This window comes from Reyranella sp., assembly GCF_965279625.1.
GTDB lineage: Bacteria > Pseudomonadota > Alphaproteobacteria > Reyranellales > Reyranellaceae > Reyranella.
On the sequence record NZ_OZ257251.1, the window covers coordinates 5,217,165 to 5,240,999 of the forward strand.

General features: G+C 65.7%; 28 protein-coding genes. 16 read left to right on the forward strand and 12 right to left on the reverse strand.

The genetic code is table 11. The features are described from left to right. Nucleotide 1 precedes the first annotated feature (1 nt). Together ACQY78_RS25365 and ACQY78_RS25370 are read left to right on the forward strand one after the other, a co-directional pair. Nucleotides 2–655 (forward strand): glutathione S-transferase family protein, encoded by a 654-nt coding sequence (locus ACQY78_RS25365; RefSeq protein WP_428680381.1) that lies wholly within the window; start codon nt 2–4, stop codon nt 653–655. Continuing rightward, nucleotides 652–1,254: an alpha/beta fold hydrolase gene (locus tag ACQY78_RS25370; RefSeq protein WP_428680383.1), complete on the forward strand. Its 603-nt coding sequence runs from the start codon at nt 652–654 to the stop codon at nt 1,252–1,254. Before ACQY78_RS25365 ends, ACQY78_RS25370 begins: the two co-directional genes overlap by 4 nt. Here the strand turns inward: ACQY78_RS25370 and ACQY78_RS25375 are convergent. Next, nucleotides 1,251–2,141: an NAD(P)-dependent oxidoreductase gene (locus ACQY78_RS25375; RefSeq protein WP_428680386.1), complete on the reverse strand. Its 891-nt coding sequence runs from the start codon at nt 2,139–2,141 to the stop codon at nt 1,251–1,253. The two genes, ACQY78_RS25370 and ACQY78_RS25375, sit on opposite strands and share 4 nt — an antisense overlap. 169 nt (nt 2,142–2,310) lie before the next feature. Between ACQY78_RS25375 and ACQY78_RS25380 the strand changes: the two genes are divergently transcribed. The 5 genes from ACQY78_RS25380 (at nt 2,311) to ACQY78_RS25400 (ending at nt 6,919) form a co-directional block, all read left to right on the forward strand. Then, on the forward strand, nt 2,311–3,570 hold the full coding sequence (locus ACQY78_RS25380) for a DUF445 domain-containing protein (RefSeq protein ID WP_428680388.1): 1,260 nt from the start codon (nt 2,311–2,313) through the stop codon (nt 3,568–3,570). Between the two features lie 15 nt (nt 3,571–3,585). Continuing rightward, the gene (locus tag ACQY78_RS25385) at nt 3,586–4,011 is read left to right on the forward strand and encodes a phasin family protein (protein WP_425064762.1); all 426 of its coding nucleotides are present in this window, start codon (nt 3,586–3,588) and stop codon (nt 4,009–4,011) included. An 87-nt stretch (nt 4,012–4,098) separates the two neighbouring features. After that, nucleotides 4,099–5,787, forward strand: coding sequence for a long-chain-fatty-acid--CoA ligase (locus tag ACQY78_RS25390; RefSeq protein WP_428680391.1), 1,689 nt, complete (start codon nt 4,099–4,101; stop codon nt 5,785–5,787). A gap of 70 nt (nt 5,788–5,857) precedes the next feature. Then, nucleotides 5,858–6,472, forward strand: coding sequence for a hypothetical protein (locus ACQY78_RS25395; protein ID WP_428680394.1), 615 nt, complete (start codon nt 5,858–5,860; stop codon nt 6,470–6,472). Nucleotides 6,473–6,499: 27 nt separating this feature from the next. Continuing rightward, on the forward strand, nt 6,500–6,919 hold the full coding sequence (locus tag ACQY78_RS25400; protein ID WP_428680396.1) for a hypothetical protein: 420 nt from the start codon (nt 6,500–6,502) through the stop codon (nt 6,917–6,919). A 9-nt stretch (nt 6,920–6,928) separates the two neighbouring features. Here ACQY78_RS25400 and ACQY78_RS25405 read toward each other — a convergent pair whose 3' ends face one another. Continuing rightward, entirely contained in the window at nt 6,929–7,903 is a 975-nt protein-coding gene (locus ACQY78_RS25405) for a Bug family tripartite tricarboxylate transporter substrate binding protein (protein WP_428680398.1), read from the reverse strand. A 26-nt stretch (nt 7,904–7,929) separates the two neighbouring features. Next, the gene (locus ACQY78_RS25410) at nt 7,930–8,646 is read right to left on the reverse strand and encodes a dienelactone hydrolase family protein (RefSeq protein WP_428680400.1); all 717 of its coding nucleotides are present in this window, start codon (nt 8,644–8,646) and stop codon (nt 7,930–7,932) included. 331 nt (nt 8,647–8,977) lie between these two features. On the opposite strand from ACQY78_RS25410, the gene cysS reads away from it, so the two are divergent. Continuing rightward, complete coding sequence (cysS, locus tag ACQY78_RS25415) at nt 8,978–10,309, forward strand: cysteine--tRNA ligase (protein WP_428680402.1); 1,332 nt, start codon at nt 8,978–8,980, stop codon at nt 10,307–10,309. 35 nt (nt 10,310–10,344) lie between these two features. On the opposite strand, the gene ACQY78_RS25420 is transcribed toward cysS, so the two are convergent. The 3 genes from ACQY78_RS25420 to ACQY78_RS25430 are packed head-to-tail and all read right to left on the reverse strand — an operon-like array spanning nt 10,345 to nt 11,996. Continuing rightward, complete coding sequence (locus tag ACQY78_RS25420; protein ID WP_428680404.1) at nt 10,345–11,118, reverse strand: thioesterase family protein; 774 nt, start codon at nt 11,116–11,118, stop codon at nt 10,345–10,347. 5 nt (nt 11,119–11,123) lie between these two features. Next, nucleotides 11,124–11,837 carry an alpha/beta fold hydrolase gene (locus ACQY78_RS25425; protein WP_428686500.1) on the reverse strand — a complete coding sequence of 238 codons (714 nt, stop codon included), beginning with the start codon at nt 11,835–11,837 and terminating at the stop codon, nt 11,124–11,126. Nucleotides 11,838–11,840: 3 nt separating this feature from the next. After that, the gene (locus tag ACQY78_RS25430; RefSeq protein WP_428680406.1) at nt 11,841–11,996 is read right to left on the reverse strand and encodes a hypothetical protein; all 156 of its coding nucleotides are present in this window, start codon (nt 11,994–11,996) and stop codon (nt 11,841–11,843) included. 120 nt (nt 11,997–12,116) lie between these two features. Between ACQY78_RS25430 and ACQY78_RS25435 the strand changes: the two genes are divergently transcribed. From ACQY78_RS25435 to ACQY78_RS25450, 4 genes are read left to right on the forward strand one after another with little or no spacing between them, the layout of a single operon-like run. After that, a complete protein-coding gene (locus tag ACQY78_RS25435; RefSeq protein ID WP_428680409.1) occupies nt 12,117–12,485 on the forward strand; it encodes an ArsR/SmtB family transcription factor in 369 nt (122 codons plus the stop codon). Continuing rightward, nucleotides 12,463–12,927 carry an SRPBCC family protein gene (locus ACQY78_RS25440; RefSeq protein WP_428680412.1) on the forward strand — a complete coding sequence of 155 codons (465 nt, stop codon included), beginning with the start codon at nt 12,463–12,465 and terminating at the stop codon, nt 12,925–12,927. The genes ACQY78_RS25435 and ACQY78_RS25440 overlap by 23 nt, the downstream gene beginning before the upstream one ends. After that, on the forward strand, nt 12,924–13,613 hold the full coding sequence (locus ACQY78_RS25445) for a DUF899 domain-containing protein (protein WP_428680415.1): 690 nt from the start codon (nt 12,924–12,926) through the stop codon (nt 13,611–13,613). Before ACQY78_RS25440 ends, ACQY78_RS25445 begins: the two co-directional genes overlap by 4 nt. Before the next feature lie 16 nt (nt 13,614–13,629). Then, a complete protein-coding gene (locus ACQY78_RS25450) occupies nt 13,630–13,911 on the forward strand; it encodes a DUF427 domain-containing protein (protein WP_428680418.1) in 282 nt (93 codons plus the stop codon). A 61-nt stretch (nt 13,912–13,972) separates the two neighbouring features. On the opposite strand, the gene ACQY78_RS25455 is transcribed toward ACQY78_RS25450, so the two are convergent. The 3 genes from ACQY78_RS25455 to ACQY78_RS25465 all read right to left on the reverse strand — a co-directional run bounded on the left by ACQY78_RS25455 (nt 13,973) and on the right by ACQY78_RS25465 (nt 16,723). Next, a complete protein-coding gene (locus tag ACQY78_RS25455) occupies nt 13,973–14,554 on the reverse strand; it encodes a hypothetical protein (RefSeq protein WP_428680421.1) in 582 nt (193 codons plus the stop codon). Nucleotides 14,555–14,652: 98 nt separating this feature from the next. Further along, nucleotides 14,653–15,444 carry an alpha/beta fold hydrolase gene (locus tag ACQY78_RS25460; protein WP_428680423.1) on the reverse strand — a complete coding sequence of 264 codons (792 nt, stop codon included), beginning with the start codon at nt 15,442–15,444 and terminating at the stop codon, nt 14,653–14,655. Between the two features lie 4 nt (nt 15,445–15,448). Next, nucleotides 15,449–16,723: an LLM class flavin-dependent oxidoreductase gene (locus ACQY78_RS25465; RefSeq protein ID WP_428680426.1), complete on the reverse strand. Its 1,275-nt coding sequence runs from the start codon at nt 16,721–16,723 to the stop codon at nt 15,449–15,451. A gap of 209 nt (nt 16,724–16,932) precedes the next feature. On the opposite strand from ACQY78_RS25465, the gene ccrA reads away from it, so the two are divergent. Together ccrA and ACQY78_RS25475 are read left to right on the forward strand one after the other, a co-directional pair. Then, nucleotides 16,933–18,222 (forward strand): crotonyl-CoA carboxylase/reductase, encoded by a 1,290-nt coding sequence (ccrA, locus tag ACQY78_RS25470; RefSeq protein WP_428680428.1) that lies wholly within the window; start codon nt 16,933–16,935, stop codon nt 18,220–18,222. Nucleotides 18,223–18,362: 140 nt separating this feature from the next. Continuing rightward, nucleotides 18,363–20,003: an acyl-CoA dehydrogenase family protein gene (locus ACQY78_RS25475; protein ID WP_428680431.1), complete on the forward strand. Its 1,641-nt coding sequence runs from the start codon at nt 18,363–18,365 to the stop codon at nt 20,001–20,003. Nucleotides 20,004–20,087: 84 nt separating this feature from the next. Here the strand turns inward: ACQY78_RS25475 and ACQY78_RS25480 are convergent, their stop codons facing one another. Beyond that, on the reverse strand, nt 20,088–20,300 hold the full coding sequence (locus ACQY78_RS25480; protein ID WP_428680433.1) for an HIG1 domain-containing protein: 213 nt from the start codon (nt 20,298–20,300) through the stop codon (nt 20,088–20,090). A gap of 156 nt (nt 20,301–20,456) precedes the next feature. On the opposite strand from ACQY78_RS25480, the gene ACQY78_RS25485 reads away from it, so the two are divergent. Continuing rightward, a complete protein-coding gene (locus tag ACQY78_RS25485) occupies nt 20,457–20,759 on the forward strand; it encodes a hypothetical protein (RefSeq protein WP_425064780.1) in 303 nt (100 codons plus the stop codon). Between the two features lie 61 nt (nt 20,760–20,820). After that, nucleotides 20,821–21,459 carry an SDR family oxidoreductase gene (locus ACQY78_RS25490; protein WP_428680436.1) on the forward strand — a complete coding sequence of 213 codons (639 nt, stop codon included), beginning with the start codon at nt 20,821–20,823 and terminating at the stop codon, nt 21,457–21,459. Between the two features lie 31 nt (nt 21,460–21,490). Here the strand turns inward: ACQY78_RS25490 and ACQY78_RS25495 are convergent, their stop codons facing one another. Together ACQY78_RS25495 and ACQY78_RS25500 are read right to left on the reverse strand one after the other, a co-directional pair. Next, the gene (locus tag ACQY78_RS25495) at nt 21,491–23,020 is read right to left on the reverse strand and encodes an arylsulfatase (RefSeq protein WP_428680438.1); all 1,530 of its coding nucleotides are present in this window, start codon (nt 23,018–23,020) and stop codon (nt 21,491–21,493) included. 26 nt (nt 23,021–23,046) lie between these two features. Continuing rightward, the gene (locus ACQY78_RS25500) at nt 23,047–23,775 is read right to left on the reverse strand and encodes a helix-turn-helix domain-containing protein (protein ID WP_428680440.1); all 729 of its coding nucleotides are present in this window, start codon (nt 23,773–23,775) and stop codon (nt 23,047–23,049) included. Nucleotides 23,776–23,835: the final 60 nt, after the last annotated feature.

Sequence of the window (23,835 nt, forward strand, 5' to 3'; positions counted from 1 at the left end):
CATGAAACTCTATTCCGGGCCGCTCAGCATGTTCGGTGCCAAGGCCGAGATTGCCCTGCGCGAGAAGGGCATTCCCTTCGAGCTCGAAATGGTGCCCTTCGAGATGAAGACGCTCTACGAGCCGAAGCATCCCGAGGTCGTGCGCATCAATCCGAAGCGCCAGGTTCCCGTCCTGATCGACGGCGACCTCGAGCTGTTCGATTCGACGCAGATCTTCGAGTACCTGGAGACGCTCAAGCGCGATCCCGCGCTGTGGCCGGCAGAGCCAAGGGCCCGCGCACGGGCGCGCCTGCTCGAACACAAGTCCGACGAGGTCTATTTCCCGCACATCGTCCGTCTGATGAGCGATCCCGCGGCGCCGGGCGCGCACGACGCGGCGGCGCGCTTCCACGAGGAGATGGAGCGCACGATCGGCGGGCAGGAGTGGATCGCCGGCGCCTACAGCTATGTCGACATCGCCTTCTACATGGCGCAGCTCTTCGGCGAACGGATGGGGGCGCCGATCCCGGCCGACCTGCCGCGTCTGCACGCCTGGCGCGACCGGATGAGCGCCCGTCCGGCGGTGCGACAGGTGGCCGGCGCCATGGGGCGCTATCTTCTCTCAATCGGCCGCACCCTGCCGCCGTTCATGGGCCAACTGGGGCTGAATACATGACAAGACCGCGTATCCTGTTCCTGCCGGGTGCCGGCGGCTCGCCTCAATTCTGGAAGCCCGTCGCCGAGGCCCTGCCTGCGACCTGGCCCAAGGAGCATTTCGGCTGGCCGGGTCTCGGCGCACAGCCGCACGATCCGACGATCCGCGGCGTCGACGACCTGAAGCGGCTGGTGACGGAAAGGATGGACGAGCCGGTGGATCTGGTGGCGCAGTCGATGGGCGGCGTCATCGCGGCGCGGATCGCGCTGGAGCATCCGGAACTGGTGCGCCGCCTCGTTCTCTGCGTAACGTCAGGCGGTGTCGACATGGCAGGTCTCGGCGCCTCGGACTGGCGCGCTGATTACCGTCGCTCCTTCCCTAAGGCCGCTTCGTGGATCACGGACGGGAGTCCGACGTCGCCGCTGCAGGTGGAGAGGATCGCGGCACCCACCCTGTTGATCTGGGGCGACGCGGATCCAATCAGCCCCGTCGCCGTCGGCCGCCATCTCGCGGAACGTCTGCCGCAGGCCTGGCTAGAGATCGTGCCGGGCGGCGATCACGACGTGGCCAGCACCCATGCCGACCTCGTCGCGCGTTTGATCGCCAGACACCTGTCCTAGGGTTTGACGGTCTTCTTCAGCACCGACTCGTAGACCTGCAGGATCGCCGAGCTGTCGTTGTTGCCGAGGCCCATGCGGCGGGCCATGCGCTGCAGATTGTGGGTGGCCGATCCCTGCGGCAGCGGCACGTCGAGTTCGTCGGCCAGCTCCATCGCGAGGTGCAGGTCCTTGTGCGCAAGGTTGAGGGCGAAGGACGGCGGCGAGAACTGGCCCGAGAGGGCGCGCTCCGAGAAGGCCTTGAACACCGAGGAATTGCCGCTGGAGCTGGCGATCACCTGCACGAGCTTCTGCGGATCGAGGCCGGCGGTGACGCCCAGCATCAGACCCTCGGCCGCGGCGGCGGCGTTGCAGAAGGCCATCATGTTGTTGACCAGCTTGGCCACCGTGCCGGTGCCGAGCTCGCCCATGTGGATCACGTTGGCGCTGAACGACTGAAGCACCGGCAGCGCGTCGTCGAACACCTTCTTGTCGCCGCCGACCATGATGGCGATGGTCGCGGCCTCGGCGCCCACCGTGCCGCCGCTCACCGGCGCGTCGAGCATGGCGATGCCCTTGGCGGCCATGGCCGCGCCGATCTTCTTCACCATCGACGGCGCGTTGGTGCTGAGGTCGATATAGGTCTGGCCCTTGCCGAGATTGGCCAGGATGCCGTTGTCGCCCAGGGTCACGGCCTCGACGTCACGGGGCATGGGGAGCGACGTCATGACGATGTCGGCGCCCTTGGTCACCTCGGCGACGGACTTCGCGGCGCTGGCACCGAGATCGGTGCAGGTCTTCACCGCCTCCGGGTTCAGGTCGAACACCGTGACCGAATGATTGCTGCGCTTGATGAGGTTGCGGCACATGGGACCGCCCATATTACCGACACCGATATATCCGACCTTCATCGCTTCCTCCCGGGAACATGCAGTTGCCGCGACTATACGACAGAAACAGCCTGCCCTTGCTATAAGCACCGCGACACTGGGAGACCCGACGCCTCATGCCGCGAAACAAGCCGTCCGATTCCTTCCCGATGCGGTCAGGCCGACCGGAGAACGGCGCGCGGGTGAGCCGTTGAGCCGCGACGCCGAACGCGCCCGCTCCCTGCGAAGGGTCAAGCTCGCAGCCACGCTGTTGTTGGTAGCGACGGCGGTGCTGTTCGTCGTGGCCCGGCATTACGAGCCGCTTCACTGGGCCTGGGGGTACGTCGCGGCCTTTGCCGCGGCGGCCACGGTGGGCGGGTTGGCCGACTGGTACGCCATCGTGGCCTTGTTCCGCCGGCCGCTCGGTCTGCCGATCCCGCACACCGCGATCGTTCCGCGCAATCACCATCGCATCGCAGAGAATCTCGGCGAGTTCATCGAGACGAACTTCCTGGCACCCGAGCCGGTCGAGGCCCGCCTGCGCGACGTCGACTTCGCCGCGCTTGTGGCCGACTGGCTCAGCGACCGCGAGCGCAGCGCCGCCCTCGCCGGCTTCATGGTGCGGCTGGTGCCGCAGGCCCTGGCCGCGGTCGAGCAATCCGGACTCAAGGGCTTCCTCGGCAAGCGTGCGATGGCCGAGCTGGAGCGCATCGAGCTCGCGCCGCTGGCGGCAGGGCTGCTGGGTGCCGTCACCGAGAAGGGGCGGCATCAGCGCGTTCTCGACGAGTTGCTGGTGGCCTTGGAAAAGGTGCTGGCGAACGAGGACACGCTGGCAGCGATGCGCGAGAAGATTCGCAAGGAGTTACCCGCGCTGTTCAATCTCTACCGGGCCGACGCCTACCTGCTGCGCAAGATCGTCGCTTCGACCACGGCTTTCATCAAGGATGCGCGCGACGATGCCGACCATCCGCTGCGGCGGGAGTTCGACAGCTTCGTTGGGAATTTCATCGAGCGCCTGCGCACCTCCGACTCCTTCGCCCGCCGTGCCGAAGGGCTGAAGCGTGACCTGCTGGCCCGGCCGGAAGTCGCGGCCATGGCCGAGGGCGCGTGGGACAGCGTGCGCGCGTTTCTCGCAAAGGACGCGCAAGCCGGCGACAGTCAGGTTCGCCGGCATCTCGAAGCAATGCTGGTCGATGTCGGCAGCCAGCTGGCGCGCGATCCGGCAATTCGTGCCGAGATCAATCGCGGCATGGTGCGCGTCCTCGCAGATTTCGTGCAGAGTCAGAAGAGCGGCGTCGGCCGCTTCATCGCCGACCAGGTGAAATCCTGGGACATCGACGTGCTGATCGGCCGCATCGAACTGACCGTCGGGCGCGATCTGCAATATATCCGCTTCAACGGAGCCATGATCGGCGGGCTTGCCGGTTTGGCCTTGCACGCGCTGGAGCAGGGGTTGAAGCTGGGCCTGTAACCACAGGAGGTTCGCATGGCCGACCCAGCACAGGGCTTCACCGACATGTTCAAGAAATTCGGCGAGCAGCTCAAGGTCCAGCCTTTCGACATGACGAAGATCATGGAGCATCACCAGAAGAACCTGGAGGCCATGACCAAGTCGTGGCAGGCGATGGCGGAAGGCGCGAGCGGGATCGCGCAAAAGCAGAAGGAAATCTTCGAGGCCGCGATGAAGGACATGGCCGAGATGGCACAGTCCTACAAGCCGGGCGGCAATCCCCAGGAAGTGATGGCCAAGCAGGCCGAGTTCGCGAAGAAGGCCATGGAGGCGGCGATCGCCAACACCAAGGACATCGCCGAGCTGGTCCAGAAGTCGAGCACCGAGGCCTTCAAGATTGTTCAGGACCGGATGAAGGAGTCTTACGAAGAGATTCGGACTTCGGTCGAGAAGAAGTCATAGCGCGAACGAAACTAAGCCGGAGGTGGCGCAGTCTGCCTGGGAGCGCGCCGCCTCACTGGCCTCGAGAGGTTCTGGGAGAGAGACGACGTGGACCGGTTTTGGCTCAAGAGTTATCCGCCGGGCGTGCCGGCGGACATAGATCCGTCGGCCTATCCCAGCGTTGTGTCGCTGTTCGAGGAGAGCTTCTCCAGGCATCGCGACAAGAAGGCCTATGTCTGCATGGACAAGGCCCTGACCTTCGGCGAGATCGACTCACTTTCGACGGCGCTCGGCGCCTGGCTGCAGGGACGTGGTCTGAAGCGCGGCGCACGCGTCGCGATCATGATGCCAAACGTCCTGCAGTATCCGGTAGCGGTCGCCGCCGTGCTGCGGGCGGGATACGTCGCGGTCAACGTGAACCCGCTCTACACGGCGCGTGAGCTCGAGCATCAGCTCCAGGACTCCGGCGCCGAGGCCATCATCATCCTCGAGAATTTTGCAACGACCTTGCAGCGGGTGATCGCGCAGACGGGCGTCAAGCATGTCGTGGTCGCTTCGATGGGCGACCTGCTGGGGTTCCCGAAGGGCCTGATCGTCAACTTCGTCGTTCGCACCATGCGCAAGATGGTGCCAGCCTGGTCGCTGCCGGGCCATGTGACGTTCAACGAAGCGCTCAGGGCAGGGCGCAGCATGGCCCTGGCGAAACCGCAGCTCGGTCCCGACGATGTCGCGGTCCTGCAATACACGGGCGGCACGACCGGCGTCTCGAAGGGCGCGACCCTGCTTCATCACACCTTGGTCGCGAACCTGCTGGCTTCCGAGGCCTGGATGCAGCCCGGCCTGAAGCGCAGGAAGATCAGCGGCCAGCTCACGATCGCCTGTGCGCTGCCGCTCTATCATGTGTTCGCGTTCGTGACCTGTGGCCTGCTCGGGTTGCGCACCGGCGCGCTGAACGTCCTGATCCCGAACCCGCGCGATCTCGCGGGCACGATCAAGGATCTGGCCAAGTACAAGATCAACGTCTTCCCGGCGGTGAACACGCTGTTCAACGGGCTGGCCAACAATCCCGAGTTCGCCAAGCTCGACTTCTCGGAGCTGGTCATCTCCAACGGCGGCGGCATGGCGGTGCAGGAGGCGGTCGCCAGGAAGTGGTTGGCCATCACCGGCTGTCCGATCTGCGAGGGCTACGGGCTCAGCGAGACGTCCGCGGGCGTCACCTGCAATCCCACGGACTCCGAGACCTACACCGGGACGATCGGGCTGCCGCTGCCCAACGTCGAGATCCGCATCCTCGACGACGTCGGCAAGGAGGTCCCGATCGGGCAGGCGGGGGAGATCGCGATCCGCGGCCCGCAGGTCATGCGGGACTACTGGCAGCAGCCTGAAGAGACCGCGAAGGTCATGACGGTGGACGGCTTCTTCAAGTCCGGCGACATCGGCATCATGGACACCCGCGGCTACACCAGGATCGTGGATCGCAAGAAGGACATGATCCTGGTCTCGGGGTTCAACGTCTATCCCAACGAAGTCGAAGAAGTCGTCGCAGCCCATCCCGGCGTGCTCGAATGCGCGGCGATCGGCGTGCCGGATGCCAATTCCGGCGAGGCGGTGATGCTGTTCGTGGTCAAGAAGGACCCTTCACTCACGAAGGAGGCGTTGGCGGCCTACTGTCACCAGGAGCTCACCGGCTACAAGCGGCCGAAGTACATCGAGTTCCGGGCCGAGCTGCCGAAGAGCAACGTCGGCAAGATTCTTCGCCGCGAACTCAGGGACGGGGCGAGCATCAAGGCGGCGTAACTCTCGCAGGCAACCTGCAACCCTGGGGGGCTCGCCACGTTCTGTGGCCTTCAATTCCCCGGAGGACCGCATGAACGCCCCCAAGATTCTCGCCGCGACAGCTCTCGTCCTGTCGGCCGCCGCCTGCAGCAGCACCAGCACCACCTATGAAGCCCGGCCGGCGGGTGCGCGCTACGCGGTCACCGGCTCCGAGCAGGCCTGCGTGGATTACGGCTTCCGCGTCGGGACCGACAACTACAACCGCTGCGTCTCCCGCGAGACCGCCGCCCGCGCCCAGGGCCGCGTGCCGGTGGGCTACACCGTCGCCAGTCTCGACGCCGATGCCCGCAACGCCTGCTATTCCTACGGCCTGACGCCCGGCAGCTCGATGTACGACCGTTGCGTGGGGCGTGAGATCGACGCCCGTCGTTACCGCGATCAGGCCTACGGAAACCCGGTCCCGGCGCCGGCTCCCGGCTCCTCGACGACCACCTACTACACGAGCGCGCCGGCCGCCCCGACCTATTACGGCCCGGCGACGACCGTCTCGACCACCACCTACAGCACCCCGCCGGTCGCCGCCCAGACGACCCCGCCGGCCGGCGTTGAGGCCTTCCGTGACGAGTATGGTTTCCGCTATGATGGTCAGGGAAACAGGCTCGACCGCAACGGCAACATCATTAGCCCGCAGTCGACCACACGATGAGGGGGCTTGATGGCTGCGAGACGTTTTATGGCCGCGACGCTCGGCGTTTCGATGCTCGCCGCCTGCGATCCGCTGCCCCAGCCCCTTTATAATGAGACGACGCCGCCGCCGGCCTATCGGGCCCAGCCGGGCGGCGTGCGCGTCGACAATGAAGGCTTTCAGATGGATCCGGAAGGCTACCGGATCGACAAGAGCGGGGCCCGCGTCGGGATCATCGACGTCCCGGCCAAGACGGCAGGGGATAACTCCAATGCCGTCGCCGGCTATTACATCAGCAATATCGGCGCGGATGCCCCGGGCCGCGTCGCGTCGCCCAGCGAAGGGGCGGGCTCGGGCGTAGGAACGGGGCCCGGCGCGGCGAACGTGCCGACGCCTGCCCAGATGCCGCAGCAGGCGCCGATCGCGCCGGCGCCCAGCAACGTGCCGCCCCCGGCCGGCTACCGGTAGGAATTCTCCCTACTCGATCTTGACGCCGGCTTCTCGGATCACCGGCGCCCATTTTGCAATCTCGTCCTTGATGAACGTCGCCGTGACTTCGGGCGAGGTGTTGGTCGTCGGGACGGCTGCGATGTCCTCCAGGAACTTGATGGTGGCGGGGTCCTTCATCATCTGGCGCGCCGCCTGGTCGAGCACGTCGACCACCGGCTTCGGCACGTTGGCAGGGCCCAGGATCAGGTTGAAGGTGTAGGCCTCGTAGCCCTTCACGCCGGCCTCGATCATCGTCGGGATTTCCGGCGCGATCGGCGCACGCTTGGAATAGGCATAGGCGAGAATGCGGACCTTGCCGGCCTTGTGGAGCTGCAGCGTCGTGCTGAAGGTCTCGAACATCCAGGCGGTCTGTCCACCCATCATGTCCTGCAGCGCCGGCATCGAACCCTTGTAGGGGATGTGCTCGACGTCCATGCCGCCGACCTCGCGCTTGAAGTACTCGCCGGCGAGATTGATGATCGAACCGGCGCCCGAGGAACCGTAGGAGTACTTGCCCGGGTTCTTCTTCATCAGCTCGACCAGGCCCATCACGGTGTCGGGCATATCGGGTCGGGCCACCAGCACCAGGGGGTTGACGCAGATCGAGGCGATCGGCGTGAAGTCCTTCACCGCATCGTAGGCCGGCTTCACGAAGGCCGTCGGGTTGATGGCGTGGGTGGAGGAGGGCGCGCAGAGCAGCGTGTAGCCGTCCGGCTTGGCGTTCTTCACGTCCACCGCGCCGATCGAGCCCGCCGCCCCCGCCTTGTTATCGACGATGACCTGCTGGCCGAGGATGGCGGTGAGCTTCTCCGCGGCCATGCGGCCGATGATGTCGGTCGGCCCTGCCGGCGCGAAGGGAATGACGAAGCGGATCGTCTTGTCGGGATACTTGCCCTGGGCACGGGCGATGGACGGGGCGGCAAGCGCCGCAGCCCCGGCGATGATCAGTTGGCGGCGTTTCATCTTCTTCCTCCCTGGTGTTTCGCGTTCTAGTTCAGTGTCTCGTCGAACAGCTCGATCATGGCGTTCCACGACCGGCGGTCGGTGGCCTCATGATAGAAGAAGCCTTTCATGCCGCGCGAATCGGCCGCCGGATTGGTGAAACTGTGACCGGCGCCGCCATAGAGCTGAAGGCGCCAGTCGATGCCGGCCGACTTCATTTCCTTCTCGAAGGCCAGGCGCTGCTCGGGCGGAATGATCGGATCGTCGGCGCCGATGCAGACCAGCACCCTGGCCTTGATGTTCGTCGCATCCTGCGGCCGCGCGGTCGCGAGGCCCGAATGGAAGCCGACGACCGCCTTCACATCGGCGCCGCTGCGGGCGATCTCGAGCGAAGTCGTGCCGCCAAAGCAGTAGCCGATGGCCGCGAGCCGCGCCGGATCGACCTCCTTCTGGGCCTTCAGCGCGTCGAGCGCGGCCAGCGCCCGGGTGCGGATACCGGTCGGATCGGCCATCCAAGGCTGCAGCCGCGCCATCGTCTGGCTGGGATCGGCAAGCGGCTTGCCGTCGCCGTGATAGTCCATCGCGAAGGCGGCGTAGCCCAGGCCCGCGAGGCGCGCGGCGATCTTCTTCGTGTGGTCGGTGAGGCCCGGCCCCTCGTGGCAGACCAGGACGCCGGCCCGACGGCCCGGTTTGCTATCGTCGACCACATACTGTCCGACCATGCGGACGCCGTCGGCCTGGTACTCGATATCCTCGGTGCGCATTGTGGTTGGTTTCCTCCGGTTGGAACGGAGACTAGCGGAGCCGGCTCGACCCGCCAACGACCCGCCGCCTCAAGGCGCCGCCATGGTCACACCCGCGTCCCCGCCCGTCGTCCGTTTCGCGGCCGGGCCCGCGCGACCGAACGGCTTCACGGGCGCGAAGCCTGAGAAAGCGTTGCCACGGGGCCTGAATTGCGCGGCAGGAACCCATCGTATAGATTGCCGCCATGTCGCAGTTCTTTCTTCCCGGCGCGTCCCTCGCGCGATGTATCGAGGCCTGAGGCCCAGCGGGCCCTGTTAGCCTTCGTTCGTTTTTGAGTCGGGAGAAGGGGCGATGTCCCTCGTCGTTTACAACACGCTATCGCGCGAGAAAGAGCCGTTCGTGCCGCTCGATGCGGACCATGTGCGCCTCTATGTCTGCGGCCCGACGGTCTACGACTATGTCCATATCGGCAATGCGCGGCCGGTCGTCGTGTTCGACGTCCTCTACCGTCTGCTGAAGCGACGCTATTCGCGCGTCACCTATGTCCGCAACATCACGGACATCGACGACAAGATCATGGTGCGCGCCGCCGAGAACAAGGAGTCGATCGACGCGCTGACGGCGCGCACGGCCGCCGCCTATCAGAGCGACATGGGTCGTCTCGGGGCGTTGTCGCCGGACGTCGAGCCGCGCGCCACGAAGTACGTGGGCGAGATGATCGCGCTGATCGAGCGGCTGATTGCCCGCGGCCATGCCTATGAAGCGGAAGGCCATGTGCTGTTCGACGTGCCCAGCATGGAAGACTACGGCCGGCTGTCGCGCCGCTCGCATGACGAGCTGATTGCGGGCGCCCGCGTCGAGGTCGCACCCTACAAGAAGGACGCGGCCGACTTCGTGCTGTGGAAGCCGTCGACCGATGCGCAGGCGGGTTGGCCGAGCCCATGGGGCCGCGGCCGTCCGGGCTGGCATATCGAGTGCTCCGCCATGAGCGGTGCGCTGCTCGGCGAGACGTTCGACATCCATGCCGGCGGGCTCGACCTCATTTTCCCGCACCACGAGAACGAGATCGCGCAGAGCCGCAGCGCCTTTGGTCACGCCATCATGGCGAAGTACTGGATGCACAACGGCTTCCTGAACATCTCAGGCGAGAAGATGAGCAAGTCGCTCGGCAACTTCTTCACCGTGCACGAGCTGCTCGACCAGTATCCCGGCGAGGTGATCCGGCTGCTGCTGCTGTCGGCGCAGTATCGCCAGCCGCTCGACTTCACACCCGAGGGGCTGGCTCAGGCCAAGGGCACACTCGATCGCTGGTACGGGCTGTTGCGCGGCAAGGCGGTCGAGCCGAAGCCCATTCCGGCTTCCGTCGAGGAGGCGCTGTCGGACGATCTCAACACGCCGCTTGCGATCAGCGCGCTGCACCAGTTGCGCGATCCGTCGGAGCTGAAGGCGGGTGCGTCGGCGCTCGGCCTGCTTCAGCAGGATCCGGAAGCCTGGTTCCGGTGGACGCCGGCGGCGGCTGCCGAAGGTCCCTCCGATACTGAGATCGAGGCCGCCATCGCGGCCCGTCAGGCGGCGCGCAAGGCCAAGGACTTCAAGGAGTCCGACCGCATCCGCGACGACCTGAAAGCCAAGGGCGTGATCCTCGAGGACGGGCCGAAGGGCACGAGCTGGAAGCGCGGTTAGTCATCGGAGCGCGCTGAGGCGCGCTCCGATGAGCATCACCGCTTCTCGAAGATGATGCTTTGTACGGCGCGGCCGAAATAGCCTTGGCGGTCGGCGAGCCGTGCGGCGGCGATGCCGACCGAGTCCGGCCCGATCCAGGTCTCGGCGTCGAGCAGCACCCACTCTCCGACCGGCTCGCGGCCGAGGCTGACGGTCAGGTCGGCGTTGATGAACGTCCACTCGTTCATGTCGAAGACCGACGAGGTGCCGTTGCAGAAGTCGGCGGCGATGACCGCCCGCATCAGCGGCGAGATCTCCGCGCCTTCCACGAGGGGCCGCGTCGCGCGGTACCAGACGGCCGCCGGGCCGGGGATGCGGAAGCCGCCCTTGGCCGTGCGCATCTCGATGCCCTTGAGGAACGGCGTCTCGGTCGCGAAGAAGTCGGGCGGGCTGCAGTGCTCGGGCATCGGAAGCTCGACCGATGGCCCGTTGGCGATCGCCGGCATCTCCTTGGGATCGATGCGGATGCGCAGCGCGCTTGCCCGCACCACTTCGGCGCCGTCGGCCAGCAGCCGCACCGACACGAGCTGGATCTTGCGGCCTTCACGGACGATCTCGGTCGCGATCGTGAGCGGCGCCACCGGCACCGGGCGCATCAGGTCGACGGTGAGGCGGGCGACGCGCATCGGCACCGGTGACGGCAGGCGCTCGACGGCCCAGCAGATCAGCGACGAGGGTGCCGCGCCGTGCTGAAGTTTCGGACTCCAAGGCCCGCCGGCAAAGGCGCTCGTCTCGGCAATGGCGCCTTCGACGCGGTAGATCGACTCCATACGCTTCAACTCCGTGCGAACCGGAGCAGGTCGTTGTTGAAGCGCTCGCGGTCTGTGATGAAAAGCCCATGGGGCGCGCTTTCATAGACTTCGACGCGACTGCCGGCAATCAGCTCCCCGGTGCGGCGGGCGTTGCTGACCATCGACGGCATGTCACCCGATCCGTAGACGATCAGCGTCGGCACCCGGATCGTGCGCAGGTCGGACCGGAAGTCGGTTTCGGTGAAGGCTCGCAGGCATTCCTTTAGCGCGCTGGGATCGGCCTGATAGGACATGTCGAGCGCCCACTTCACCGTCTCGGGCGCCGGATTCTTGCCGAGCAGGCCGGGCGCGCCGGCCGCCAGGTATCCTTTGGGATTGGCCTCGAGTGCGGCAACGAGCTGGTCGAAAACGTTTCGGTCGGTGCCTTCGGGATTGTCCTCGGTTTTCACGGCATAGGGTGTCGTGGGCGCAACGAACATCGCTCGCGCGATGCGCTCGCCGCCGTGTCGCGAGAAGTAGCGGGCGATCTCGCCACCCGACATTGAATGGCCGACCAGCGTGGCGTTCGCGACGTCAGTACGTGCGAGGACCGCCGCGAGATCGTCCGAGAGCGTATCAAAATCATATCCTGTAACGGGCTTGGTCGAGCGTCCGTGTCCGCGCCGATCATAGACGATCACGCGGTGTCCGCTGGCCATGAGAAAGTCGGTCTGTGGCTGCCAGATCTCGCCCGACAGGGATCAGCCGTGGAGGAAGACGACGGGCGTCCCGTTACCAGTGTCGCTAAAGGCGAGCCTCTGTCCGTCGGGCGTGTCGATGAACCTGGTGGCGGCGCGCGAAGCGGGAGCGGCGAGAGAGCTGGCGACCAATGAGGCGATGACGGCTCGGCGTTTCATGAGGGTCCTCCTTCTGTGTGCGGTTGAAATGCGCCCGGGAGGCGGAGACGTCGATGATGCGGCAGGTAATCGCCGACGGGGCGACTTGACGGATTTCTGTATTTAACATATTTGTTAAATATGGATTCTCTCTCGCAGACCTTTTCCGCCCTCGCCGATCCGACACGGCGCGCCATTCTCGCGCGGCTCGCCAGCAGTGGCGCCACGGTCGGCGAACTGGCCGAGCCGTTCGACATGTCGCTGCCGGCGGTGTCGCGCCATCTCAAAGTTCTGACGGAGGCCGGGCTGATCGAACGCCATACCGAGGCGCAGTGGCGCCGCTGCGAGCTGCGCGGCGAGGGGTTCGCAGCGGCGGCGGACTGGATCGAGCACTACCGCAAGTTCTGGGAAGCGAGCTTCGATCGGCTCGACGCATTCCTGAAGAGCACCGAATCCGATGATCCCAAGCCGACGAAAGGAAAGTCAAATGCCCGACGCAAGGCTCGATAACAACACGCTGCATCTCAGCCGGATCTTCGACGCCCCGCGCGCGCGGGTGTTCGACGCCTGGGTGAACCGCGACCAGTTCGTGCGCTGGATGTGCCCGCCCGGCGTGGAGATCACGCTGTGCGAGGTCGAAGCGAGGCGCGGGGGTGCCTGGCGCATCGATGGACGCAACGAGCGCGGCGTCTTCTCCTCGTCGGGCATCTATCTCGAGGTCGCCCGGCCCGAGCGGCTGGTGTTCACCTGGGCCCATCACGCCGATGGCGATTACAACCGGGCGCGCGGCCACGAGACGACGGTCAGGGTCGAGCTGCGCGCCCTGGGGGAGCGCACCGAACTCATCCTGATCCACGGTCCGTTTGCCGATGCCGAAGACTTCGCCTGCCACAATGAGGGTTGGGCGGGTAGCTTCGACAAGCTCATCGCCTTTCTCGGGAGGACAGCATGACCGCGCACGTCGTTTCCCACCAGGAATGGCTCGCCGCCAGCCGCGAACTTCTCGCGAAGGAGAAAGAGTTCACGCGCTTGCGGGACGAGCTGTCGCGCCAGCGCCGGGAGCTGCCCTGGGAACGGGTCGACCAGGAGTATTCCTTCGAGGCGCCCGAGGGCCGCGTGGCGCTGGCCGACCTGTTCTCCGGGCACAGCCAGCTTCTGGTCTACCATCTCATGTTCGGTCCGGACTGGACCGAGGCGTGCAAGAGCTGTTCCTTCTGGGCCGACAACTTCAACGGCGTCGACGTGCATCTCGCGCATCGCGACACGGCGCTGGTCGCCGTCTCGCGGGCGCCGCTCGCGACGCTCGAAGCCTACGCCAAGCGGATGGGCTGGACCTTCCGCTGGGTGTCATCCGGAGGAGGCGACTTCAACTTCGACTACAAGGTTAGCTCGCGGCCCGGCGAGGATACGCTGGACTACAATTTCGGGACGATGAAGGTTGGCCCCGGAGAGATGCCCGGCTTCAGCGCCTTCCGCCGTGGCGACGACGGCGCGATCTATCACACCTATTCGACCTACGCGCGCGGCGTTGACATGCTGAACGGCGCTTACCACTTGCTGGATCTGACCTCGAAAGGCCGGGACGAGTCGGGGCTCCCCTTCACGATGAGCTGGGTGAAGCGTCGCGACCAGTATTGAGAAAGGAAAGGCAGCCATGAAGGCCGTGTGGCAGGGCAACGTTATCGCCGAGAGCGACCGCACGCTCGAAGTCGATGGCTACCATTACTTTCCGCGCGAAGCGGTGCGCATGGACTTGCTGAAGCAGACGCCGAAGACTGGCAGCGACCTGCAATGCCCGCATGGCGTTCAGTTCTATGATGTCGTGGAGGGTGAAGCGCGCAGCCCGCGCGCCGCCTGGTCCTATGAGGCCCCGCAGGCGCGTATGCAGGCGGTCGATCATTGGATCGGGTTCTGGGAAGACGTCAGCGTCGGCTGACACCCCACAAAAGAAAACGGCCGGCGAATGCCGGCCGTTTGAAACGTCTGTCGGGAGTGTCTCAGCGCGCCGGCGAGATGGCGGTGATCGTCAGCGGGGTCGTCATGCCGATCACGACGTCGCCGACCTTGATCTTCTTCAGCATGTCCTGCTTGGCGATGGAATTCGCCGAATAGGTCCGGACCGGGCCGCCGCGGCCGTCGATCACCGAAACCATGTTCTTGGCGAGGTCGACGCCGACGACGGTGAGGGTGAAGCGGCCGGCCTCGACGTCGGTCTGGTTCGGCTGGCCCATCTGGTCCTTGCGGGCGAGCTGGGCGCCGGGGCCCTTCTGGCGCAGGTTCAGCATGGTCACCACCTCGGAGTAGGTGACGTCGGCCATCGAGCCATCATCGATCGCATCGAGGTTCTTGACGCTTTCGGCCACGGGAAGGATCTCGAGCTGGCCGTTCGGCATCGTGAAAGCCACCGTGCGGCTCTCCGGGTCGGCCGACTCGATCTTGACCCGCTGGGTGACCACATTGTTGAAGGCCACACCTTCGCGCGGCACAGGCCTCACCTGGGCCGACGCCTGCCGCTCGGGCAGGCTGGCACCGATCGCCAGGACCGCCGCGAACAAGGAGACGCCTGCGGTCATCTTCATCGAACGGATCGTCATTGCCGTGTTACCTCGCAAAACCCCTAACGCGCCGGACAATAGCGATCCGAACCGGCGAAGCAACCACCAAGGGCGTGAGCCTCTCAAGCAAAATGGGCCAATATCGCCCGCGCGACCGCGTCGGGCTGGTCGAGATAGGCCAGATGGCCGGCATTGGGCACGGTTTCGACCCGAGTCGTGCCGTTGATCCCCCTCTTTATTCCCTGGGCGAACTTGTCCCCATAGCTGGAGGGCAGAATGGCGTCGCGATCGCCCCACAGGATCAGGGTCGGCGCCGCGATCAATCCCAGGCGCTTTTCCAGACGCGTGTTGCCGAGCGGCCAGAAGGCCCGCGCGGCGGCTTCGGAAGCCCGGGTCATCTCGATCGGCCATTCCACCGAATTGGCACCCTCGGGCGGAGCGACGAGTTCGTTCCAGTTGGCGGCGTCGGCGCACATGAGGCCCGGCAGCACGTCCTTGCGCTGCGCCCAGGGATCCGCCGCCGGCTCCCTGTCGTCGAACAGGCCGAAAGGGGCAATCAACGCGAGCCGGCGGACATGGCCGGGAAAGATCGCCGCCATTTCGGCCGCGAAGGCGCCGCCGACCGAGGCGCCGACCAGATCGGCCCCGGCGAGGCCTGCCTGGTCGACGATCTGGCGCACCGCCAGCACCCAGTCGAGATGGCTGTCGAGCTCGGTATGGCCGGTCGCGCCGGGATAGCCGGGCAGCGACGGCGCGATCACCGTCCGGGTCTCGGCGAGCCTGTCGAGGAAGGGCAGCCAGCGCGGCAGGCCCCCGAGGCCGGCCAGGAAGCCGAGCTTCGGGCCGGTGCCCTTGGTCCAGACGCGGCAGGGGTGGCCGTTGACCTCGACGGTCGTCGTGGCGGGCTGGGACACGCGACTACTCCGCGGCGACGGTCTGGGGGCGGAAGGCGGGAACGGCGGCGCGCTGGCCCTTCGCCATGGGCTTCGGCCACCACTTGTCCTCCCAGTCGCCGAACAGGTCCTTGACCTTCGGCATCACCTTCTCGGCGAACAGGCGCGTGTTGTACTTGGTCGTGTCCTTGCTCATGTTGCCGTACTGCAGCAGCAGCATAAGATGGCCCACGTTCAGGCTTTTGGCGACGTGGCGGATCTGCTCCACCACCTCGTCGGGCGAGCCGACGATGACGTAGCCGCCATCCACGATGTCCTTCATGTTGGTGGCCTTCATGCTGAGCTTGCTCGAATAGCTTGCGGTGTTGGCCGCCTTGCTCACCATGCTCTGGATGCCGGCGCGCTGCGTGGCCTCAGTCGTGTAGCCCGGCGGCGTCGCGAAGCGTGCATCGACATGCAGGCAGCGACCGTAGAAATACTCTGCCGGCTCGGTGTAGAGATCGAGCGCCTGCTGGCGGCTCTCGGCCACGCCGACGAACTGCAGGAAGCCCGCGCGGTAGGGATTGCGGTCCTTGCCGAGCTTCTCCATCTCGTTCCAGAAGCCCTGCATCGTCGTGAGACCGGCCTTGTAGCCGTAGTACGAGAGATAGCAGTAGACGTAGTCCATCTCGGCGCACCAGCGCCACGTCTCGACCGAGCCGCCGCCGGGAATCCAGATCGGCGGATGCGGGTCGTTCTGGATGGGGCGCGGCCAGATATTGACGTAGCGCTGCTGGTTGTAGCGGCCGTTGAAGGCGAAGGTGTCTTTCTCGGTCCATGCCCGCTTCACGAGGTCATGCGCCTCGAGATAGCGCTCGCGCAGCAGGCTCGGGTTCTGGCCATAGGCGTAGCAGGTGTCCATCGGCGAGCCGACCGGGAAGCCCGCGATCAGCCGGCCGCCCGAGATCACGTCGATCATGGCGAACTCTTCGGCCACGCGCGTCGGCGGATTGTAGAGCGCCAGCGAGTTGCCCATCACGCAGAGCGCGGTGTCGGTGGTGCGGCGCGCCAGCGACGAGGCGATCAGGTTGGGGGAGGGCATCAGCCCGTAGCCGTTGGAATGATGTTCGTTGACGCAGACCGCGTCGTAACCGAGCTCGGCGGCGTACTCGAGCTCGTCCATGAAGTCGTTGTACATGTGATGAGCGCGCTTGGGGTCGAACAGCGAGGAATGGATGTCGACCCAAACCGACGGGTGCTTCCGGTTGAAGTCTTCCGGAAGCTCCGTGTACGGCATCAGGTGGAACCACATGAGCTTCATGGTGCGCTCTCCCTAAACTCGAGCTGCTTGGTAAACGACCGTTTACCGCTCAAGCCTGCCGCGACTCCCGGAAGCCGGCAATGCGGAATTTCCGCAGGGCGTGGGTAATTTTGTTGTTTTTCCCCTGTGCCAACCGTTCCGATTCGTATTTGTGCATTGCACTCTCGCGAATGCAGCAATAGTTTCGCCGCAACGCAGGAGGATTTGCCATGTCCGTCGTCGCTTTCGCGGCTCGCCCTCATCCCACGGCCAACCAGCCGAAGAAGGATCTCTACGAAGTCGGGGAAATTCCGCCGCTCGGACACGTGCCGAAGAACATGTACGCCTGGGTCATCCGGCGCGACCGTCACGGGCCGCCGGAGCAGTCGATGCAGCTGGAGGTCGTGCCGACCCACACGATCGGCGAGGACGAGGTGCTGGTCCTCGTGATGGCGGCGGGCGTGAACTATAACGGCGTGTGGGCGGGTCTGGGCCTGCCGATCTCGCCGTTCGACGTGCACAAGCAGCCCTTCCATATCGCCGGCTCCGATGCCTCGGGCATCGTCTGGGCGGTCGGCGCCAAGGTGAAGCGCTGGAAGGTCGGTGACGAGGTCGTCATCCACTGTAACCAGGACGATGGCGACGACGAGGAGTGCAACGGCGGCGACCCGATGTTCTCCACCAGCCAGCGCATCTGGGGCTACGAGACGCCCGACGGTTCGTTCGCCCAGTTCTGCAAGGTGCAGGCGCGCCAGCTCATGAAGCGCCCGGCGCATCTCACCTGGGAGGAGAGCGCCTCCTACACGCTCACCCTCGCCACCGCCTATCGCATGCTGTTCGGCCATCGTCCGCACATCCTGCGTCCCGGCCACAACGTGCTGGTGTGGGGCGCGGCGGGCGGTTTGGGCTCGATGGCGATCCAGCTCATCGCGACGGCCGGCGCCAACGCCATCGGCGTGATCTCCGATCCGTCGAAGAAGGATTTCGTGATGTCGCTCGGCGCGCGCGGCGTCATCAATCGTAACGACTTCGACTGCTGGGGCCAGCTTCCCGACGTCGACGACCAGAAGACCTATGCCGAGTACATGAAGAAGGTGCGCAAGTTCGGCGCCGCCATCTGGGAACATACCGGCAAGGGCAACGACGTCGACTTCGTGTTCGAGCATCCCGGCGAGCAGACCTTCCCGGTGTCGTGCAACATCGTGAAGCGCGGCGGCATGGTGGTCTTCTGCGCCGGTACCACCGGCTTCAACCTCACCATGGACGCGCGCTTCGTGTGGATGCGCCAGAAGCGCATCCAGGGCAGCCACTTCGCCAACCTGCTGCAGGCCAGCCAGGCCAACCAGCTGGTGATCGAGCGCCGCATCGATCCCTGCATGAGCGAAGTCTTCGAATGGGCCGACATTCCCAAGGCCCACACCAAGATGTGGAAGAACCAGCACAAGCCCGGAAACATGGCGGTGCTGGTCTCCGCCAAGCGCCCCGGCCTGCGCACCCTCGAGGACGCGCTGGACGAGTAAGAGTCCTGCCTCCCCCGCAACGCGGGGGAGGTGGCCGAAGGCCGGAGGGGGAAAGCCCCCCGTCCGGTTTGTTGTTTTCCCCTCCGCCCCTTCGGGGCACCTCCCTCGTGAGACGGGGGAGGAGATGATTTGAGCCTGCCATGTCCCTGATTCTCGCTGACCTTCTCCCCCTCTGCGCCGAAGCCGAGGGCGCGGCCGGCCGCCATGAGACCGCTGCCCGCGAAGCGGTGCGGGCGCTGGTGGCGCCGCAGGGCAAGGTCGATGCGAAGCTGCTGGAGCGTGAGCAGTTCGCCGCGCACGGCTTCGCCTGGATCGCGACCTACGTGGCGGCGCTGCGCCAGATGCGGCGCTGGGCCGAAGCGGGCGCGGGTGGCGAACTCGAAAGCCTGATCCTGCAGTCGGCCTATGGGGAGTATCTCGCCCAGCTGAAGGGCGGCATCGCCATCAGCCAGGTCGAGATCGTGCGGCCGGGCGACTTCGGGCTGGACGGTTCGGCGCTAGAGACGCCCGCCGTCGCGAAGCTGATCGCCGGCAACACGCCGGCGGTGCGCGGCCGCATCGCCGAACTCATTTCGGACGGCCTCGACACCGGCGGCTTCGGCGCGCTCGGGCTGGATGATGAGGCGCTCGACGAGGTGCGCCGTCAGTTCCGCCGCTTCGTCGACACCGAGGTGGCGCCGCACGCCCATGGCTGGCACCTGCGCGACGAGCTGATCCCGTTGCCAGTGGTGCAGCAGATGGCCGATCTCGGCGTGTTCGGACTCACGGTCCCCGAAGAGTGGGGCGGACTGGGCATGGGCAAGCTGGCCATGTGCGTCGTCACCGAGGAACTGTCCCGCGGTTATATCGGCGTCGGCTCGCTCGGTACGCGCTCGGAGATCGCGGCCGAGCTGATCCGCTCCGGCGGCACCGAGGCGCAGAAGCAGAAATACCTGTCGCGCATCGCCTCGGGCGAGCTGCTGCCGACGGCGGTGTTCACCGAACCCAACACCGGTTCCGACCTGGCCAGCCTGCGCACCCGCGCCGTGCTCGAGGGCGACACGTATAAGATCAACGGCAACAAGACGTGGATCACCCACGCCGCGCGCGCCGACATCATGACCCTGCTGGCGCGCAGCGATGCCTCGAAGCCCGGCTATCAGGGCCTGTCGATGTTCCTTGCCGAGAAGCCGCGCGGCACCGACGCCGAGCCGTTCCCCGCCAAGGGCATGAGCGGCGGTGAGATCAGGGTGCTCGGCTATCGCGGCATGAAGGAATACGAGATCGGCTTCGACGGGTTCGAGGTGCCGGCCGCCAACCTGCTGGGCGAGAAGGAGGGGCAGGGCTTCAAGCAGCTCATGGCGACCTTCGAGAGCGCGCGTATCCAGACCGCGGCGCGCGCCGTCGGCGTGGCGCAGAACGCGCTCGAACTCGGCCTGCGCTACGCCAAGGACCGCATCCAGTTCGGCAAGCCGCTGTACGCGTTTCCGCGCGTCGCCGGGAAGATCGCCTGGATGGCTGTCGAGACCATGATCGCCCGCCAGCTCACCTACTTCGCCGCGCGCGAAAAGGATTCCGACCGGCGCTGCGACATCGAGGCCGGCATGGCCAAGCTGCTGGCCGCGCGCGTCGCCTGGAGCAATGCCGACAATGCGCTGCAGATCCACGGCGGCAACGGCTACGCGATGGAATATCCCGTCAGCCGCGTCCTGTGTGACGCCCGCATCCTCAACATCTTCGAGGGCGCGGCCGAGATTCAGGCCCAGGTCGTCTGCCGCGGCCTGATCGAGGGCCGCAACTAGACACACGCTCGTTCCGGGGCTGGCCGTTCGGCCCAGGGATCGTGCTGAGCGGAGTGTTACCCGTACAGCGGCCTGAGCTTTGCCTCAGGCGCGGCTGGCCAGATACCAAAGCGGTATCAGCAGGACGGTGATCAACTGCAGCCGGACGCGCCAGACCATCAGGCGGTTGCTGCGGCTCGCGCCGGCCGTCGCGTCGGCTTCATCGCGCCCCATCGAGAGCACTCCGACGAACAGAACCACCAGAGTTGAAAATGCAGAAACGAGGACGAGCACGAAGAGGAAGTTTGCCAGTGTCATGAGGGCTCCAGACCGACGCGGCGGTCGATTGCCTGACAGTTGGTTGTGCAAGCGTTCGGCGGCAAGTCCCCACGATGGCTGGGGCTGCCATGTCGCACGCGTGATCCGCCACCGCTCCCGACGCGTACTGGTTGCAGTGTTCACAAGGATCAAAACATGAGTTCTCTTTATCGCGCCGTCATGGACTCCAGCGTCAACCCGCTTCGAACGCTGCCGGCGGCCCAGCGATTCCAGCTCATGCTGTTCCTCAGCGTCATGTGGACCAACATCTTCTGCCTCAGCGCGGGGGCATGGATCTGGTACGGCGAACTCATCGTGTTCCATGTCCTCGTCGCGGCCGGCGTCATCATCACGGGGCTCGTCTTCCGGCAGGCTTCGATGACTTCCGCCTATCGCACCTACCGTCATTTCCCCCTGAAGGACGGCACCGCCCGCTATGACGATGTCTGGGGCGGCTGACGCGCATCTCCTGGGAGGCATTGCCATCGTTGTCGGCTCGTCGGGAGGGATCGGCAGCGCATTGCATGAACACCTCTCGGCGCAATCCCGCTTCGGCACGGTGCTGGGATTGGGTCGAAGAAGCTCACCGCCGCTCGACCTGACGGACGAAGAGAGCATTGCTGGAGCGGCCCGCCATGTTGCCGGGCTCGGGCGAGACGTCCGCCTGATCATCGATGCCAGCGGAATCCTTCACGATGATGGGCTCTCCCCTGAAAAGAGCTGGCGCGATCTCGATGCGGCGCAGATGGCCAAGGCCTTTGCCGTGAATGCCATCGGGCCGGCTCTGCTGATGAAGCACTTCCTGCCGTTGCTGCCGCGCCAGGGGCGCTCGGTATTCGCCACTCTGTCGGCCAGGGTCGGCAGCATCGGCGATAACCGGCTGGGCGGCTGGTACAGCTATCGCGCCTCGAAGGCGGCGCTCAACCAGTTCGTCCGCACGGCGGCCATCGAGCTGGGCCGCCGCCAGCCGGCCGCACTTTGTGTGGCACTTCATCCCGGGACGGTGGCCACAGCGCTCTCGTCGCCCTTCGTCAAGGCAGGTCTCGACGTGCAAACGCCCGACCTGGCGGCCGGGCGTCTGCTCGAAGTGATCGAGCGCCTGCCGCCCGGCAGCACTGGCGGCTTCTTCGATCACCGCGGCGCTCCGATTCCATGGTGACAGTGTTCAAGGTCTTGGATTCGGCAGGCGGCTACTCGCGCTTGTCGTCCACCTTGATGCCCATGATCTTCTTGGCGGGGTACTTCTTGAAGGTACCCAGATGGTTGCGCATGCCGAGCTGGAAGGCCTCGATGTAGGCCAGCTTGCGCGTCAGGTAATTGTGCTGCTCTTTCGGGTCGAGATAGAGGTTGAACAGCTTCGGATAGGTGTAGCGCTCCAGCACGCCGGTGAAGCCGCCGGTGCCGAACGCGTCCGTCGCGTTGTCGCTCGTGGCCGACAGCACCATCTTGTATTCGCCGCAGCGCATGCCCGAGAAGGTCTGGCTGAGCCAATAGTAGTGGTACTTGCGATTCGAGAGGCCATCGGGCGCCAGCAGGAACGAACTCTGGTCGACGCCATCGATATAGCGGTCGGACGGCAGCAGGTCCGAAGCGCCGGCCAGGCCGAGCGCCGTCGGTACGATGTCGTTGAAGTCGAACAGGCCGTCGCTCTGGCGGCCTGCCTCGATCGTGCCCGGCCAGTACATCAGGCCCGGGACGCGCACGCCGCCTTCCCAGGTCGAGCCCTTGGCGCAGCGGAACGGCGTGAAGGCGGCGTCCGGCCACGTTTCCATATGCGGGCCGTTGTCGGACGAGATGAAGATCAGCGTGTCCTCGAGCTGGCCGGACTTGCGCAGCGCCTCGACGAGGCGGCCCATGATCTCGTCGAGTTCGAGCAGCGTGTCCTTGTAGGGATGCTTGGCCGGCGACTTGCCGAGGAACTTCTCGCCCGGATAGTTGTCGAAGTGTGCGCCGCGCGTGCAGTGATAGAGCAGCCACGGCTTGTCTGACTTCGCCTGCTTCTCGATGAACGCCTCGGAATACTTGCACCACTTCTCGTCGAGTTCGGAGAGGACGGGGATCGTCACCTCCTCGACGTTGGTCAGTTCCTTGCCCTTGGTCGCGTGCACGAAGCAACGGTTGAAGGGCATGTTCTTGATCCACTCGGTGCGCGCGTCCGAATAGACGATTTCCGGGAAGAAGTGCGGGTCGCGCCATTCCGTGTACATGTCGGAAACGGAGAGGAAGCCGTAGAAGTCGTCGTAGCCGACATGCTGCGGCTGGCTCTCCACGTTCTCGCCGAGATGCCATTTGCCGACCGCCTGCGTCGTGTAACCGGCTTGGCCGAGCAGCATCGGCAAGGTGATCTCGCCCTGCAGCCCGCCGGGTTCGCCGTACATCGGCGGGCGATGCAGCCCGTGACGGTTCGGAACGCGGCCGGTGTGCAGCGTGGCGCGCGACGGCGAGCAGGAGGGCTCGGAATAGCAGGAGGTGAGCTGCAGTCCGCCGCGTGCGATCCTGTCGAAGTTGGGCGTCGGAGCGCCGACGGCGACACCGCCGCCATAGCAGCCGAAATCGCCCCAGCCGACATCATCCATCAGATAGATCAGGATGTTGGGCTTCTTCTTCCGGGCGGCGAGTTTTCGCGCTGCGGCCTCGACGTCTTCATTGTGCACGAAAGCGGGTTCGAGATGGCTTGCCTTGCGCACGGTCTGCGTTGCGATGGCGTCGAATGCCGGCATGTTTCCTCCGTTGATTTGCGCGCAAACTACTCGCTCGCGGCGTCGGTGGCGATGGCGCGTGCGAGCGCAGTCAGCGGCGCGCCGTAGCGGGCGCCGGCCTCGGCTTCGCTCATTGCCGAGCGTGTGAAACGCATCGAGATGCATCCCAGCACGCGCTCGTTTCTCTGTATCGCGACGGCGATACCCTGCAGGCGGGCCGGCCGCGTCACGACCGAGAAGGCATGGCCCTGCCGGCGTATGCGGGCAAAGGCCTCTGCCAGTTTTGCGTCGTGGCGTACGCCAAGATCGCGCAGGATCGCGCGGCGCTCATCGTCTGCCGAGAAGGCGAGCCAGGCGCGCCCCAGCGCGCCCGACAGGATCGGGCTGCGGCGATGGAGGGCCGTCCGTTCGAACGACATCGGGCTCTCGGCCGCGGTCGAATAACGGATGGTGATGGCGCGGTGGCTGATCGAGCCGAGATACAGTGGCCAGCCATGCTCCTGCGTGAAGCGCTGCATGTGCGGCGCGGCGATGTCGACGAGATGATCGATGAAGCGAATGCCCTGCGCCAGACCCAGCACGCGGTCGGTGAGGCGATAGCCGATCAGCCGCGAGACCTGGGTCACGTATCCCAGTTCGACCAGCGTGTTGAGCAGGCGCGCAACGGTGGGGCGGGGCAGGCCCGTCTCGTTTGCCAGCGCCGCAATCGTTCCGTGCGGGCGCTGGCTCAGCGCTTCCAAGATTGCGAAACTGCGGCGAACGGGCTCGATGGCCATGCGGGAAGCTATTCCGTAATACGGACTATGTCGACTTCAGCCCGGCGGTCGACGGCAAAA